General features: G+C 52.8%; 14 protein-coding genes. 6 read left to right on the forward strand and 8 right to left on the reverse strand.

Annotation, left to right across the window (positions count from 1 at the left end):
* Window positions 1-12: 12 nt before the first annotated feature.
* The 3 genes from araG to L2Y28_RS13275 form a co-directional block, all read right to left on the reverse strand.
* Window positions 13-1,527 (reverse strand): L-arabinose ABC transporter ATP-binding protein AraG, encoded by a 1,515-nt coding sequence (gene araG, locus L2Y28_RS13265; protein ID WP_022648517.1) that lies wholly within the window; start codon window positions 1,525-1,527, stop codon window positions 13-15.
* Window positions 1,528-1,598: 71 nt separating this feature from the next.
* A complete protein-coding gene (gene araF, locus L2Y28_RS13270; protein ID WP_023300466.1) occupies window positions 1,599-2,588 on the reverse strand; it encodes an arabinose ABC transporter substrate-binding protein AraF in 990 nt (329 codons plus the stop codon).
* 316 nt (window positions 2,589-2,904) lie between these two features.
* A complete protein-coding gene (locus L2Y28_RS13275; RefSeq protein WP_032622413.1) occupies window positions 2,905-3,462 on the reverse strand; it encodes a DJ-1 family glyoxalase III in 558 nt (185 codons plus the stop codon).
* A 504-nt stretch (window positions 3,463-3,966) separates the two neighbouring features.
* Here L2Y28_RS13275 and L2Y28_RS13280 point away from each other — a divergent pair.
* Both L2Y28_RS13280 and L2Y28_RS13285 read left to right on the forward strand, forming a co-directional pair.
* Window positions 3,967-4,470: a non-heme ferritin-like protein gene (locus tag L2Y28_RS13280; protein ID WP_022648520.1), complete on the forward strand. Its 504-nt coding sequence runs from the start codon at window positions 3,967-3,969 to the stop codon at window positions 4,468-4,470.
* Window positions 4,471-4,611: 141 nt separating this feature from the next.
* Window positions 4,612-5,955: an anaerobic C4-dicarboxylate transporter gene (locus L2Y28_RS13285; protein ID WP_022648521.1), complete on the forward strand. Its 1,344-nt coding sequence runs from the start codon at window positions 4,612-4,614 to the stop codon at window positions 5,953-5,955.
* Between the two features lie 80 nt (window positions 5,956-6,035).
* On the opposite strand, the gene L2Y28_RS13290 is transcribed toward L2Y28_RS13285, so the two are convergent.
* Together L2Y28_RS13290 and azuC are read right to left on the reverse strand one after the other, a co-directional pair.
* The gene (locus L2Y28_RS13290) at window positions 6,036-6,287 is read right to left on the reverse strand and encodes a DUF2766 family protein (protein WP_003859683.1); all 252 of its coding nucleotides are present in this window, start codon (window positions 6,285-6,287) and stop codon (window positions 6,036-6,038) included.
* 106 nt (window positions 6,288-6,393) lie between these two features.
* Window positions 6,394-6,477 (reverse strand): stress response protein AzuC, encoded by an 84-nt coding sequence (gene azuC, locus L2Y28_RS13295; RefSeq protein ID WP_003859682.1) that lies wholly within the window; start codon window positions 6,475-6,477, stop codon window positions 6,394-6,396.
* Between the two features lie 214 nt (window positions 6,478-6,691).
* On the opposite strand from azuC, the gene L2Y28_RS13300 reads away from it, so the two are divergent.
* On the forward strand, window positions 6,692-8,110 hold the full coding sequence (locus tag L2Y28_RS13300) for an MFS transporter (RefSeq protein WP_023330159.1): 1,419 nt from the start codon (window positions 6,692-6,694) through the stop codon (window positions 8,108-8,110).
* A gap of 42 nt (window positions 8,111-8,152) precedes the next feature.
* Here L2Y28_RS13300 and L2Y28_RS13305 read toward each other — a convergent pair whose 3' ends face one another.
* Complete coding sequence (locus tag L2Y28_RS13305; protein WP_022648523.1) at window positions 8,153-8,791, reverse strand: RpiB/LacA/LacB family sugar-phosphate isomerase; 639 nt, start codon at window positions 8,789-8,791, stop codon at window positions 8,153-8,155.
* Between the two features lie 245 nt (window positions 8,792-9,036).
* Between L2Y28_RS13305 and yecR the strand changes: the two genes are divergently transcribed.
* On the forward strand, window positions 9,037-9,375 hold the full coding sequence (yecR, locus tag L2Y28_RS13310; protein WP_022648524.1) for a YecR family lipoprotein: 339 nt from the start codon (window positions 9,037-9,039) through the stop codon (window positions 9,373-9,375).
* 200 nt (window positions 9,376-9,575) lie between these two features.
* Window positions 9,576-10,073, forward strand: coding sequence for a non-heme ferritin (gene ftnA / locus L2Y28_RS13315; protein WP_023330160.1), 498 nt, complete (start codon window positions 9,576-9,578; stop codon window positions 10,071-10,073).
* A gap of 36 nt (window positions 10,074-10,109) precedes the next feature.
* Here the strand turns inward: ftnA and L2Y28_RS13320 are convergent, their stop codons facing one another.
* Entirely contained in the window at window positions 10,110-10,349 is a 240-nt protein-coding gene (locus L2Y28_RS13320; RefSeq protein WP_032622412.1) for a YecH family metal-binding protein, read from the reverse strand.
* Window positions 10,350-10,537: 188 nt separating this feature from the next.
* Here L2Y28_RS13320 and tyrP point away from each other — a divergent pair, with 188 nt between their 5' ends.
* Complete coding sequence (tyrP, locus tag L2Y28_RS13325) at window positions 10,538-11,749, forward strand: tyrosine transporter TyrP (RefSeq protein ID WP_032622450.1); 1,212 nt, start codon at window positions 10,538-10,540, stop codon at window positions 11,747-11,749.
* Window positions 11,750-11,777: 28 nt separating this feature from the next.
* Here tyrP and L2Y28_RS13330 read toward each other — a convergent pair whose 3' ends face one another.
* Entirely contained in the window at window positions 11,778-12,446 is a 669-nt protein-coding gene (locus L2Y28_RS13330; protein WP_022648528.1) for a YecA family protein, read from the reverse strand.
* Between the last annotated feature and the right edge of the window lie 393 nt (window positions 12,447-12,839).

Below are 12,839 nucleotides of genomic sequence, written 5' to 3' on the forward strand. Positions count from 1 at the left end.
TTGACTCCTTACTCAGGCGACAGCCTGGCTAACTTTAGGCATGGCGAGACTCAACGCCTGTTGTTCATTCGCCTGTTCATGCAGCAATTCACCGGCAATTTCGCCTTCACGCATCACTACAATGCGGTCAGCGACGCCCAGCACCTCGGGCAGATCGCTGGAGGCGAACAGCACCGCCACGCCGCGTTTTGCCAGCTCATAGATGACGTTATAGATTTCGTGTTTCGCCCCCACGTCGATACCGCGCGTTGGTTCATCCAGCAAAATGACCTTCATGTCTTCCGACAGCCAGCGCCCCAGAATGGCTTTTTGCTGGTTGCCGCCGGACAAATTCATGATCAGCTGTTCAGCCCCGGGAGTTTTGATGTTCAGCGAACGGATATGGTGATCAGCGTTGCTCGCCTCCCAGCCGTCGTTAATCAGACATCCCGCGCGGATGAACTTGCGCCGGGCAGAGATGTTGATGTTGTCGCGCACCGAGTGCACTGGAATAATGCCTTCGGCCTTTCGATCCTCCGGACAGAGCATGATGCCCGCGTTAATCGCCTGCGCAGGCTTCTGTATATCGACCTTTTTCCCGTCGACGAAGACCTGGCCCTGGGTAATGCGCGTCCCGCCAAACAGCCCTTTCATCAGCTCGCTGCGCCCTGCCCCGACAAGGCCAAACAGCCCGACGATTTCGCCGCTGCGCACCGAGAGTGAAATAGGTGTGCGCACGCCTGGGGCTTTAACGCTATCCAGACGCAGACGCTCAGGGCCGTACTCGCGCGGCTTCCAGTGGTAAATATCCCCCAGATCGCGCCCAACCATCGCCTGCACCAGCTGGTCATGATTGACCTGCTGCATATCGGTGAAGGTGCGCACGTAGCGGCCATCCTTAAACACGGTGATGGCATCGCTTAAGGCAAAAATCTCTTCCATACGGTGGGAGACGTACAGAATGATGCGGCCCTCTTTGCGCAGCTCGCGGATCACGCGAAAGAGGTTTTCAATTTCACGCGCCGAGAGCGAGCTGGTTGGCTCGTCAAAAGCGATGATCTTGGCGTTACGCGCCAGCGCTTTGGCAATTTCCACCATCTGCCACTGGCCGATGGAGAGATACTTAAGGGGCGTTTGCGGATCGACATCCAGCCCAAGGTGCCTGAGCTGCAAGCCCGCTTCATAGTTGAGCAGCGAGCGGTTGACCACGCCGCTTTTATGCGGAAGCTGGCCCAGGTAGATGTTCTCCGCCACGGTCATTTCAGGAATGAGATGCAGCTCCTGATAGATGATGGCGACGCCCGCGTTTAACGCTGCCGTGGTATCGTCAAAGGCCACCTCTTCGCCGCGAATGGCCAGCGTGCCGGTGGTGGGCGTGTAGTTGCCGCTGAGAATTTTTAGCAGCGTGGATTTTCCCGCGCCGTTCTCCCCCATCAGGGCATGAACCTGGCCGGCATAGCAGTCGAAGCTGATATCGGTCAGCGCGTTTACGCCGGGGAATGTTTTACCGATGCCGCGGAAAGAGAGATACGGATCAGACTGTTGCATAACGACTCCGTGATTCCTGTAGTGTGTACGTCAGGCCCCTCACGGCGTGTGAGGGGCGCAATCACAGCGTATTACTTACCGCCCAGTCCTTTTTTCGCCAGCTCCTCTTTGAAATTATCGCGGGTGATCAGCACCACATCGGTTACTTCGGTGAATTTCGGCGGCTCAACCCCCTTGGTCACCCAGTTGTAAAGCATTTCGCTGGATTTATAGCCGTGGACATCCGGGCTTGGCAGCAGAGAGCCGTAGAAGCCGGTCGCCTGCGCTTTAGACAGTTCGCTCACGGCGTCCACGCCGTTGATGCCGATCCCAATAATGTCCGGTGCTTTAAAACCCTGGCCTTCCGTTGCACGCACGCCGCCCAGCACGGTGTTATCGTTCATCCCCACCACCAGCCAGTGTTTCACCTCCGGATGCTGAACGAGCATGGAGTTCGCCGCATCAAAGGCGCCCGGGATATCGTTGGATTTGGTCGGGACTTTGTAGATTTGTTTTTCCGGGAAGCCAGCCGCTTTTAGCGCGTCCATGGAGCCCGTGGTACGACGACGGGCGGTATCCAGCTCGTCAGCGGTAATCGCCATCACGGCGGTCTCTTTTACATCCCAGCCGCGTTTTTGCATCTCTTTATATAGCTCCTGGCCCTGACGCTCGCCGATTTTGGTGGCCGCCATCATCACCAGCGGAACGGTATCCATCGGTTTGCCTTTGGCATTCACGAACTGATCGTCCACCGCAATCACTTTCATGTCATAACCGCGCGCTTTCGCGGCAATCGCTGAACCCAGCTTTGGATCCGGCGTACAGATAACGAAACCTTTCGCGCCGCTCGCCGCCAGGCTATCAATGGCGTTAAGCGTTTTCTCGCCGTCAGGTACGGCGATTTTAATTACCTCAAATCCCAAATCTTTTCCGGCTTTATCAGCAAATTTCCATTCGGTCTGGAACCACGGTTCTTCCGGCTGTTTAACCAGAAAACCGAGCTTTAAATTTTCAGCGATAGCGGATTGTGACATAACGGCAGCCAGGCCGATGGCCGCCAGCGCTTTAGTAAATTTGTGCATGGTAAACTCCAGCTTTAGCATTCTTATCTGTAGGGAATAATGGCGAACAACTTATTTAATCGGACTTAAAACAAGGCATTAGCGCTTACCTCTTCATAAGCGTTATTGCTGGTGATAGTTTTAGCGGGAAATTAATCATCCATAAGAGAGCGACATCACACCGCAGAATTACAGTAATTGCGTACATAAATTCAGCGAAAAATGACATAAAAAAGGACGTAATTGTCCTACAAATGGAAAGGAGTTAAGCAGGATTATCCATAAGGTCAGCTAAGAAATCCCTGTAACCCGGACGCCTTAGCGTCCGGCAGAAAATTTACCAGCGGTAATAGATGTGTTCAGCATGATCGCGCACGGGGGCGTCGTCGCCCAGCAGACGCGCAGAGAGCGTCAGCGCAAAGTCAAAAGCGTGCCCCAGCCCCTTGCCGCTGATGAGGTTGTTATCCTCCACGACCGGCGCATCCACATATACTCCATCATCAACGGTCTGCCAAAGATCGCCGGAACAGACGTAGCGCCGCCCCTTCAGTAGCCCGTTTGCGCCCAGCACCCGCGCAGCCGCAGAGCAGATCGGGCAGATGAGTTTGCCGTGCTCGTCATGCGCGGAAACAAAGCGTATCACCTCCTGGTTAGCCGCCAGATTGATACTCCCCTGCGGCCCACCGGGTAACACGACCGCGTCATACAGCGTATTAATACGTTCCGTTAAGGTACTGTCAGCCACCATGGGGATATTGTGGTAACTCACTACCGCACGGGACTCCGCGCAGGCCAGCATTTCCACCTCGATCTGCAAGCGACGCAGGATATCCACTGTGATAATCGCTTCTGCTTCTTCAAAACCAGGTGCCAGCAGCACCGCAACTTTTGTCATCATAAACCCCTACAAGTGAAAAGATATAAAACATCGTTTCATTTTCCAGATTTGTTAGATAACAATCTTACGACGCGATCACAGAACGGTATATTATGTGAAAATTGATTTAGCTCAAATTTGCTACAGCAGGATATATTTGCAGTTATTATTTCTGATTTAACACTTTCACAGAATTTCCCGCCACAGAAGGTTTCCTGAAACGATAAAAATGGGAAGCACTGATTTTAATATCATTGAAATCATATAGATAAAAAATATTATATCTCGTCACCTGTTTTCTGTTCTGCGCTATATTTAAATTTGTAATGTATGGTAAACACAGCCCAACTAAGAGTTTTCTTAATTCCAAGAGAAGCGTATGCTTATTTAAATCGAACACAGGACGTGAATTTTCGAGTTTGTTTACCTTGCAGAAATCTTTTTCTGTTATTCAATCGTCAGTACCTGCCGGGTCAGGTTTCGTAGCGGACATCAAGTCCCACAGTCAATAAGGATATGAGTATGACTACCCAAACGATGATGCAAAAACTGAATGCCCAGATGAACCTGGAGTTTTATGCTTCAAATCTGCATCTGCATTTGAGCGCCTGGTGTTCCAGAAAAAGCCTCAACGGCACTGCCACTTTCTTTCGTACTCAGGCGCAAAGTAACGTCACGCACATGATGCGTGTCTTTAACTTTTTGAAAGCCATCGGCGCCAATCCCACAGTCAAAGAGCTTGAAACGATTGAAGATAATTACTCCTCTCTGGAGGAACTGTTCCAGAAAACGCTTGAAGAGTATGAGCAACGCTGTACGAAGCTGAACAAGCTGGCCGATGAAGCCAAAGCGCAACAGGACATCATTACCCTCAAGTTTTTACGTGATATGGACAGAGAACAGCAGCAGGATGGCATGCTGCTGAAAACGCTCGCAGACGAAATCCGCAACGCGAAACGCGCGGGGATCTGTCTGGAGCAGACGGACCGCCATCTTCTCGACATAGCTACCGTGCAACACCACTAAGTCCCTTCACCCGCTTCCGTCAGGGAGTGGGTGCCAACTCCCTGCTTTTGCTGACATTTAACAAATCAGATCTTGCTCCCAATGAATAACCACACAACGTGTAATGATTTGTTTAATTACATTCATTAACGAGGGAGCATCATGATCACCATTGAGTTTATTGTCATTATCCTCTGCCTGCTGGTAGGTACCCGCTTCGGCGGGATGGGCCTGGGGCTGATAAGCGGCATCGGCCTGTTTATTTTGAGTTTTGTCTTTGGTCTGCAACCCGGTAAACCGCCGGTTGACGTGATGCTCACGATCCTCGCCGTCATCGGCTGCGCGGCAACACTACAGACCGCCGGTGGCCTGAACGTGATGATGCAATTCGCAGAGCGCCTGCTGCGAAAACATCCCCAGCACATCACCCTTCTCGCGCCGTTTACCACCTGGATGTTGACCTTTCTCTGCGGGACCGGCCACGTCGTCTACACTATGTTTCCCATTATCGCGGATATCGCCCTGAAAAAAGGCATTCGCCCGGAACGGCCGATGGCGGTGGCCTCGGTGGCCTCACAGATGGCGATCACCGCCTCCCCCGTTTCCGTGGCCGTCGTTTCGCTGGTCTCAATTCTGGGTGCGCAGCACGGTATCGGCCACGCGTGGGGGATCCTCGAAATCCTCGCCGTTTCCGTACCGGCCTCACTGTCTGGCGTCGCCATTGCGGCACTGTGGAGCCTGCGCCGGGGCAAAAACCTCGCAGACGATCCTGAATTTCAGGAAAAGCTGAAAGATCCGAAACAGCGGGAGTTTATCTATGGGGGAACGGAGACGTTGATGGATCAGCGTTTCCCTAAACAGGCCTACTGGTCAACGTGGATCTTCTTCGCCGGGATTGCGGTTGTGGTCCTGCTGGGTGCGTTGCCCGAGTTGCGTCCGGCGTTTGAGATCAAAGGCAAAATGACGGCCCTGTCGATGAACCTTGTCATTCAAATGATGATGCTTATTGCCGGGGCCATCATGCTGATGACCTGTAAGGTTAATGCGTCGGCCATTTCAAACGGAGCGGTATTTAAGGCGGGGATGGTCGCCATCTTCTCGGTGTTTGGCGTGGCATGGATGAGCGATACCTTTTTCCAGGCGCATCTCGACGAACTGAAAATGGCACTGGAGGGGGTAGTGAAGAGTCATCCCTGGACGTATGCCATCGTGTTGTTTCTGGTGTCGAAACTGGTCAACAGCCAGGCCGCGGCCTTGACCGCGGTCGCCCCGATGGGGTTGATGTTAGGCATCGATCCGAAAATGCTGGTGGCCTTCTTCCCGGCCTCCTACGGCTACTTTGTGCTGCCCACCTATCCGAGCGATCTGGCCTGTATTGGATTCGATCGCTCCGGCACCACCCGCATCGGTAAATTCATCATCAACCACAGCTTTATTCTGCCGGGTCTGATTGGCGTCAGCTGTGCCTGCGTGGTGAGCTATCTGCTGGTGCAGACGTTCTTTTGAACCTTCTGCGGGCGACAGACTCTGTCGCCCTTCGACGTAAAATCAGAAAACGGTTTCTAATTTTAAAACATCGGTTTATTTTAGTGTGACTCACCCTGCGGCGTGAAGCGCAGTTCAATCAGCGCGATCGCTTTCTGGATCGCGCGGAGCGTAACCGGGTCCGCCGCAGCAGGATGATTGGTGAAATCGATGTTTTTTAGCTGGGTCGACATCTTTTCGCGTACCTCAACCGGCGCGATAACGTCAATCACATCAAGGATTTGTTTGATAACCAGCTGGCAGGCGACGACGTCAGATACCAGTTCCTGATCGGCGCTCAGGTTTTGTGACATGGGGTTCTCCTTATTCAAAGGCCGCCATAGTAGCAAAACAGACGCCCTTCCATCTCCCTCTCGTCGTCCGCAGACATAAAAAAACCTGCCGAAGCAGGTTTTTTTATCAGAACATCGCACCCGGTGGGACGTCTTTAAACGTTGTGCAGTAGTTAGCCCACATGCTTTTCAGGATTTTGCGCAGTTTCATTATGTTGCTCCAGTAACGTGTTATGCAGGTGTTATTATCAATACGCTTATAATATGACCACCATCACAAAAATCAACCATTTTGTGACCTGCATCACGGTTAATAAACCCTCAGTGCTGCCAGTTTGTTAAAAAAAGGCACGATAAATCCGCACGTTACAGACTTATAAATTCCAGTAAATTTTTATAAAATTTTTTGAGCGGGCAGGAAGAGAATGAGTGAAAACGTATCCGGCAAAGAGAGCCGTGGATTATCGCCAGCGGCACTGCTGGTGGCCGGTGCTTTCTTTATGGAGTTTCTGGACGGGACGGTGGTCGCCACCGCATTGCCGGATATGGCAAAAAGCTTCGGCGTACAGGCCGTGGATCTGAATATCGGCATCAGCGCCTACCTGATCACCCTTGCCGTGCTGATCCCCGCCAGCGGCTGGATCGCCGACCGCTTCGGCGCGCGAAAAGTATTTGCCCTCGCGCTGGCGATCTTCACGCTGGCCTCGGTATTTTGCGGCCTGTCCACCACGCTCGAGGAGTTTGTCGCAATGCGCGTCTTCCAGGGCATGGGTGGCGCGCTGATGGTGCCCGTGGGTCGCCTGGCCGTGTTACGTACAACGCCAAAGCATCAGCTCATCACGGCAATCGCCACCCTGACGTGGCCTGCGCTGGTCGCGCCGATCATCGGCCCGCCGCTGGGCGGGTTCATTACAAGCTATGCCGACTGGCGCTGGATCTTCTTTATTAATGTGCCGCTGGGGATAATCGCCATTTTGCTGGCACTGCGAATCATTCCGGACCTGCATGAAGATACGCGCCGACCGTTTGACTTGCCGGGTTTTGTGGTCACCACCCTTGCCATGGTGAGCCTGGTTTATGCGATGGAGTTGATGGGCGCAGAGCCTCTGCGGACAGAATTAACCGCCACGCTGTTTATCGTCGGTGTCGTCGCGTTGAGCCTGGCGCTTCGCCACTTTAAGCGGGCAACCTGGCCGATGATCAGGCTCGATGCGATGCAAGTGCCGACGTTTCGCGTCACCCTGTACGGCGGATCGCTGTTTCGCGCCTCCATCAGCGCGGTTCCGTTCCTGTTACCGCTGATGTTCCAGGTCGGCTTTGGCATGGACGCGTTCCATTCTGGCCTGCTGGTGCTGGCCGTTTTCGTAGGCAATCTCACCATTAAACCGGCAACGACGCCCCTGATCCGCAGCCTGGGGTTTAAGCGGCTGTTGCTGATTAACGGTTCACTGAATGTCCTGGCGCTGCTGGCCTGCGCCTTTCTTACGCCGCAGACTCCTGTGTGGCTCGTCATGCTGATCCTCTATCTGGGTGGCGTTTTTCGTTCGATCCAGTTTACAGCCATCAGTACGCTGGCCTTTGCGGATGTACCCTCGGCGCAGATGAGCTATGCCAATACGCTGTTTTCAACCGCAACGCAGCTTGCCGTGGGACTTGGGATCACGCTCGGGGCCATTGGTATTCGTATCGGGGAAAAAGTCAGTGAGACGATGGGGATTGCCGGCATGCCGGGAATGAGCTTCCGGCTGGCATTTGTGGCGATCGCGCTGATCTGCCTGGTGGGAATGGTTGACACGCTGCGTCTGACCAAAAATGCAGGCAGCGCGGTATCATCGAAAAAGTAAGGCTCTGTGCCGGGCGGGCAACGCACCGCCCGGCAAAGGAAATCAGCCAACAATACCGCGCACGAAGGCTTCGATTTCTTTGTCCTGGCAGTTCTCGAAGAAGCACTGCTGGAAGCGCTGGCCTGAGACGGCGGTTTCAACCAGCTCAGGATCGATTGCACGCAGGGTATCCAGATAGTTTTCTTTTACCACCGCCGCTTTCACCTGGTTCAGAATACCGGCGTTACGCACCTGCGGCTCCTTACGCTCTGGTGGATAGCCTTCGCCATTGCGTCCGGTAAACGCTTTCTCAAAGATAAAGCGTACGTTCAGTTCTGCCCCCCAGCCGAAGCCCTTCGCAAACGGCAGAGAAAGCGCGTTACCGTTGTTGATTTGCGCGAACAGGAAAGCATCCGCAGGATCGATGCAGTAACCGCAAATCACACCCGGATGGATGTTCAGGGACATCAACGCGCCCTGCCCGGTACCGCAGCCGGTGACAACAAAATCAACGGCTTTTGCGTTAAGCAAAATGCTCGCCATGATGCCCAGGTGAATATAAGTGAGATGATGATCGTTCTCATCACTCATACCGACGTTATAGACCGGGAAACCTTTCTCATCAGCAACGGCTTTCAGCTCATTAAGGATGATGGGATTCTTAGCGGCCTGGCTGTTTTCCATCATCAGTGCAATTTTCATCTTGTCTCTCCTGAATGCATGGCGGGCGATCCCGCTGTGGATACCTTTTCAACTTAACCTTACTATCAAACAAACGCACTTTCAAATTAAGTGAAAACTTGTTTTAAAAAACAAAGATGCGCTCACAATTTCGCTCGGTGGCCCGGCTCGTTGTAGAGTGAAAGGGCAGATCCTCCGGCTATTCCGGCCATTGCGTCCCGTCGCGTTGGTTACAATGGCGTATTTCCCGTCACGCAGAGTGAAACATGAAACGTGTAATCATAGCCGGAACGATCCTGTTGCTCGCCGGGTGCAGCATCAACCGTCAGGCAGAAGTCAGTAGTACGGATGCCCCAAACGGAATTGTGCGCCTCGACTATGGCCAGACCATGCTGCAAAACGCCTGGTCTGATGACTATGTTAATAACGGTACGGCAACAAAGGCCTGCCAACGTATGGGCTACGCCTCCGCGTCAGCCTACGGGCAGCCGATTAAAACCTGCACCCTGATCAGCGGTTCACTCTGTCTGAACGAAAGTGTGACCATTCAGTATAAATGTCAGGGATATGCCGTTACCTCTTCCAGCCAGAATCCGTGGTATTAACCGCGACTGCCAGTCACGCTGGCAGTTTATTTAATAAGAACAAAAACAATTCTCATTAATAAATACAAATGGCGGCAATGCGTTTTATTCCCATTCGTATTTTTAATAAATAAATATTTATTTTACTTTTTGCAAATAATTAAATAACAAATTATAGTGTCGCTCATCGTGAACCAGAATTAATAAACCGGAGCTGCACCATGTTGAAAACTGAAATGATCGACAAGCTCAATGCGCAAATGAATCTTGAGCTATTTTCTTCCCTGCTTTATCAGCAGATGAGCGCCTGGTGCAGCTATCACAGCTTTGAAGGGGCTGCCGCCTTCCTGCGTCGTCATGCCCAGGAAGAGATGACGCACATGCAGCGTCTGTTTGATTACCTGACGGACACCGGCAGCCTGCCGCGCATTGATAACGTGGTATCGCCTTTCGCCGAGTACGGCTCTCTTGATGAACTGTTCCGTGCCACCTATGAGCACGAACAGCTGATCACCCAGAAAATAAATGAACTGGCTCATGCCGCCATGACCAGTCAGGATTATCCAACCTTTAATTTACTTCAGTGGTATGTGGCTGAACAGCACGAAGAAGAGAAGCTGTTTAAATCCGTGCTGGATAAATTATCTCTGGCAGGTAAATCCGGGGAAGGTCTGTACTTCATTGATAAAGAGCTGTCGACGCTCGACACGCAGAATTAATAGAAAAGCGGTGCTGAGTTTTCAGCACCGCTTTATTCAATGACGGCAAATTTTACTTTCGTGCGTGGAAAATCCGTCTGCTGCCGGAATGAATTTTCCGCGCGCCGCCAGAAACGCCACCAGCTCCGCGGCTGTCATTTCCGAAGCTGAACAGGTATGGAAACGCGCCGCTTCGCCAAAGCGGGCATGTATCGCCTCAACCAGACTCTCCTTCGTATAACGCTCACCTGACTCAATCATCATATTCAGCACGTCGTGTCCGTGAATTGACATCATTACCTCTCGCAAATAAAAAGCAGACTAAATGCTCCCTCCACGGCACGCTTTGCGCTGGCGCAGGTTCCCCCTTTCTTTTTGTAAATTAATCATTACACCCTATGTAACGGTGATTTGACGAGATGGTGCTTTTCCCTTACTCTGCGCCGCAGAATGAGTCGCGGTATGGAAGCGTTGTAGAGGAAAGCGTGAAGAACAGAACTCTGGGAAGTATTTTTATCGTCGCCGGAACGACAATTGGCGCAGGAATGTTGGCCATGCCGTTGGCTGCCGCCGGCGTCGGGTTTGGGGTTACCGTAGTGCTGCTGGGCGGTCTTTGGGCCCTGATGTGTTACACCGCGCTATTATTGCTGGAGGTTTATCAACATGTCCCTGCCGATACCGGCTTAGGCTCCCTGGCTGCACGCTATCTTGGACGCTACGGGCAGTGGATCACCGGTTTCAGCATGATGTTCCTGATGTACGCGCTGACCGCCGCCTACATCAGCGGCGCCGGGGAGCTAATTGCGTCAAGTATCAATGACGGCTTCGGTGCGTCGCTTTCACCGGAAACAGGCGCCATTGTCTTTACGCTGATCGGTGGCGGTGTGGTTTGTGCGGGCACGTCGCTGGTCGATCTGTTTAACCGTTTTTTGTTCAGCGCCAAAATTCTCTTCCTTGTTGTGATGCTGGTGCTGCTGGCACCGCATGTGCACAAGGTTAACCTGCTCTCCCTCCCGCTTGAGAAAGGTCTGGCGCTTTCGGCCATCCCGGTGATTTTCACCTCTTTCGGTTTTCATGGCAGCGTGCCGAGCATCGTGAGCTATATGAACGGGGATATTCGCAAGCTGCGCCGCGTCTTTGTGATCGGCAGCGCCATTCCGTTGATTGCTTACCTGTTCTGGCAGCTGGTGACGCTGGGCAGTATTGATTCCACCACCTTTATCGGCCTGATGGCAGAGCATTCTGGTCTGAATGGATTCCTGGTTGCCCTGCGTAACGTGGTGGCCTCTTCACACGTGGAGCTGGCGGTACATCTGTTTGCAGACCTGGCGCTGGCAACCTCCTTCCTCGGCGTGGCGCTTGGCCTGTTTGACTATATGGCGGATCTGTTCCAGCGTCGCAATACCGTTGCCGGACGCTTACAGACGGGGGCGATGACCTTCCTGCCGCCGCTGGCCTTCGCGCTCTTTTATCCGCGCGGGTTTGTGATGGCGCTAGGGTATGCTGGCGTGGCGTTATCGGTACTGGCCCTGCTGCTGCCTTCCCTGCTGGCGTGGAAGAGCCGCCAGCAACATCCGCAGCAAGGATACCGCGTGGCGGGTGGTAAGCCGCTGCTGTGCGTGGTGTTTGGTTGTGGGGTGGTGATTATTCTGGTGCAGATTTTGATTGCAGCGGGGATGCTGCCGGAAGTGGGATAAAAAAAGGGGCTATGAATAGCCCCTTTTTTCAGTGCAGACAGCAACTCTTAAACTTCTTCCCGCTCCCGCACGGACACGGATCGTTACGTCCCACCTTCGACCCGTTCACGATCGGCTTTTTCGCTTCCGGCTGCTGCGGATTAGCCACCCAGTAGTTGTACAAACGCAGCGCCGCAGGCTGAATGCTCTCGATGCTGGCCATATACTCCTCTTCGGTCAGCGCTTCCAGCTTCTCGCTGTGCTCTTCCGTTCCGTGCAGGGCAATCACCGCCAGATCCGCTTCCAGCGCTTCCGGCAGGGATGACCAGTCCGTCAGCGCCACGCCGCGCATGTAGCCATAGCACCACTCTTCCACTACGGTATAGCTCTGACCGTCAACGTCGTTATAGCCAAACAGCGGTTCAAACTGATCCGGGTATTCGCTCAGGCGCTCGGCAATATCGTTCATGTGCTTAAAGCAGAGATCGATAAAACGGTTCATCTCACGATCGTTTTTCCAGCGCGGAATATACTTCTCGCCACCCCATACCGCCACCAGCCAGGTGTCGGGCTCCACCACAACGGGACCGGAAAGTACTGCGGTAAGCATGCCGTCCAGTTCGGACACGTCAATCACGGATGCATCGTCGTGTCCGTAAGAGATTAATGTCTCTTCCAGCCACGCCATCTCGCTTTCAGTTAATGGGCCTTCAGCCATTGCTGATACTCCTGATAAAAAAAACGATCCTGACATATATCGCCGCGCATGCCTATCTGAAGTTTAGGTCTTTATTGCTGCAAAAACGTGCAAATCGTGACCGTTGCACAACTTATGGGCTTTGTTGTTAAGGAGATGTGATCTCCGCTGTAAATTCATCTCATCCCGCAAAGGCGCATAAAACGGCGCTCTATACTCAACGTGTTGTGACCCGGTCAAGGGATTAACCATTCTGGCAACCTTTTTGCTTAATGTTCTGCGCGCTTCGCGGTGCGTGGGATCCTCGCCGTATTAAGCACGAGATTGCTTCTAAAGTGCATTTTGTTCTCGCTCTTGTTTTTGGATTTACGATGCCATCAGGCGTTCGGGTTTCTACCTGGTGCAAAAACCTCT

Source organism: Enterobacter sp. JH25 (assembly GCF_021725435.1).
GTDB lineage: Bacteria > Pseudomonadota > Gammaproteobacteria > Enterobacterales > Enterobacteriaceae > Enterobacter > Enterobacter intestinihominis.